Origin of the sequence: Paenarthrobacter histidinolovorans, from assembly GCF_014647595.1 — a bacterium.
Classification (GTDB): Bacteria; Actinomycetota; Actinomycetes; order Actinomycetales; family Micrococcaceae; genus Arthrobacter; species Arthrobacter histidinolovorans.
This window is the reverse complement of record NZ_BMPM01000020.1, coordinates 1-1,968: the sequence shown is the minus strand read 5'-3', so window position 1 is coordinate 1,968 and position 1,968 is coordinate 1. Positions and strand designations below refer to the sequence as shown.

General features: G+C 61.1%; 2 protein-coding genes and 1 rRNA gene. 1 reads left to right on the top strand and 2 read right to left on the bottom strand.

Annotation, left to right across the window (positions count from 1 at the left end; all coding sequences use genetic code 11):
• Window positions 1-190: 190 nt before the first annotated feature.
• Entirely contained in the window at window positions 191-1,147 is a 957-nt protein-coding gene (locus tag IEY62_RS21595; protein ID WP_189021456.1) for an RNA polymerase subunit sigma-70, read from the bottom strand.
• A gap of 91 nt (window positions 1,148-1,238) precedes the next feature.
• On the opposite strand from IEY62_RS21595, the gene IEY62_RS21590 reads away from it, so the two are divergent.
• Window positions 1,239-1,616, top strand: a complete 378-nt coding sequence (locus IEY62_RS21590; protein ID WP_189021455.1) for a nuclear transport factor 2 family protein — start codon at window positions 1,239-1,241, stop codon at window positions 1,614-1,616.
• A gap of 62 nt (window positions 1,617-1,678) precedes the next feature.
• On the opposite strand, the gene rrf is transcribed toward IEY62_RS21590, so the two are convergent.
• A 5S ribosomal RNA gene (gene rrf, locus IEY62_RS21585) occupies window positions 1,679-1,795 on the bottom strand.
• Between the last annotated feature and the right edge of the window lie 173 nt (window positions 1,796-1,968).

The following is a 1,968-nucleotide window of genomic DNA, read 5'->3' as shown; positions in this document are numbered from 1 at the left end:
TGGCCGCCTACCGAACCGTACACACCTTCCGGCTTTCCGTTTCGCACCCGGCGACTCAAAAAACAATACACGCCCCACAACCCCAACGCAAATCCACCACCCCACACCCCCACACCAACCCCCAAAAACCCCACAACCACCACCGAACCCCACCCACAACCACGCCGCTTGCAGCGGTTCCGACACTGCATCAAGGCATCGCAGCCGGCGCACCGAAATGGCGGTGCAGCCCGTCATCCAGGACTCGCAGAATGGACTGAATCCTGAGTCCATCACGGGAAGGCTCGATCACCAGAAGCCCCCGGGCCCGCCCCTGCAGATAGCAGACGAACGCCGGCCGGCCGCCTGCCTGCACAGGGCGCAACGTGTAGCTTCCACCCGGGCGTCCGGATGCACTGGCGCGAAGGAAGGACGCCACCGCCTCCCGCCCAACGTAGCTTTCCACGGCAGGAGGCATGGCCAGCCAACACTCATCCGTGAGGAGCGCAAGGACAGCATCCACATCATCCCGCGAGAAGGCCTCGGCAAACTTCCTGGCCAAGTCTTGGTGATCAGTTTCCTTTCCCGGCGCTTCAAACGCGGGCCGGGAGGAGCGGGCACGCTGAAGAAGCCCCTTGGCCGCCGTCGAACTGATGGAGAGCATCGCCGCCGTCTCAGTGAGCGTGAACGCCAGGACATCACAGAGGATCAGTACAGCCGCCTGCCGCGGTGGCATCCGTTGCAGTGCCACAACAAAGCCGAGCTCGATGCTCTCCCGCGCCACCAATTGAGCGGCCGGATCCAGCTCGCTGAGCAGAACATCGGGGTACGGCTGCAGGTACGCCAGCTCGAAGCGGTCATTCGGAGACGGCGGATCGAAGGGTGGCGGAGGCGCCAGACGCGGACGGCGGCCTTGGTCCCTCCGCATGTTGAGCGAACGTGTAGTGGCGATCCGATACAGCCAGGCGCGTAAGGACGAGCGGCCTTCGAAACCAGGCAGGCCTTGCCAGGCAGCGAGCAGCACCTCCTGCAGGAGGTCGTCCGCATCGTCAACTGACCCGATGATCCGGTAACAGTGCACATGAAGTTCCCGACGAAACGGCGCAATCAAGGACGCGAAGGCCGACTCATCGCCGGCCTTGGCAGCCTCCAAATCCCTGGACGTCACCACCCCATCTTGGCACTTACCGCTGAAGCGTTCCGATGGGCCTGGTTCCGGTGTCTAAAAGCGTGCAACATCCGATGAAAGGAACCGAACAATGTCAGAAGAAGAGACAAAGGTCATCGAAATCGCAGTCGCGTACCATCGCGCATGGACCACCGGAGATTGGGACAGTGCGGAAGAGCACTTGGCCGGGGATATTCTCTGCCACGCACCCTCCGGGACCATGGAGGGAAAGGATGCCGTTAGGTCATTCATGAAGCCGTTCGCTGACTCGCTCACGGCATCCACACTTCTGGCCGCATACGGCGCTGACCACCAAGCACTGATCATGTACGACACGGCCAATCGGTCTGTGTCGAGCGCCCCGGCTGCGGAACTGTATCGGATTGAGAATGATCACATCGTCCAGATCCGTATCATCTTCGACCGGCTGCCCTTCGCCCTGGCTCGAGGTGATGTCGTGGCTGTGTGAGGTGGTTTGTTAAATGGCAAGAGCCCCGACCCTTTGGGGGGTCGGGGCTCTTGCTAATGGTTGTCCGGCGGTGTCCTACTCTCCCACACCCTCCCGGGTGCAGTACCATCGGCGCTGTGGGTCTTAGCTTCCGGGTTCGGAATGGGACCGGGCGTTTCCCCCACGCTATGACCGCCGTAACTCTGTTACCCGTCCCGGGTGGTTCCCAGTGGTGTGCTGGGCTGTTTTCCGGGTGGGAAGTTTTGGGTTACAACTGTGGTGCTTGGTTGTTATGTAGTTATGTGTTGGTTCCTGGGAACAATGGTTGTTGTTCGGGAACCACATAGTGGACGCGTGCAGTGTTTTGTGTGTG

Bases quoted from the DNA above. Each gene is read 5' to 3' on its own strand.
- IEY62_RS21590 (WP_189021455.1), top strand. From the start codon at position 1,239: ATGTCAGAAGAAGAGACAAAGGTCATCGAAATCGCAGTCGCGTACCAT.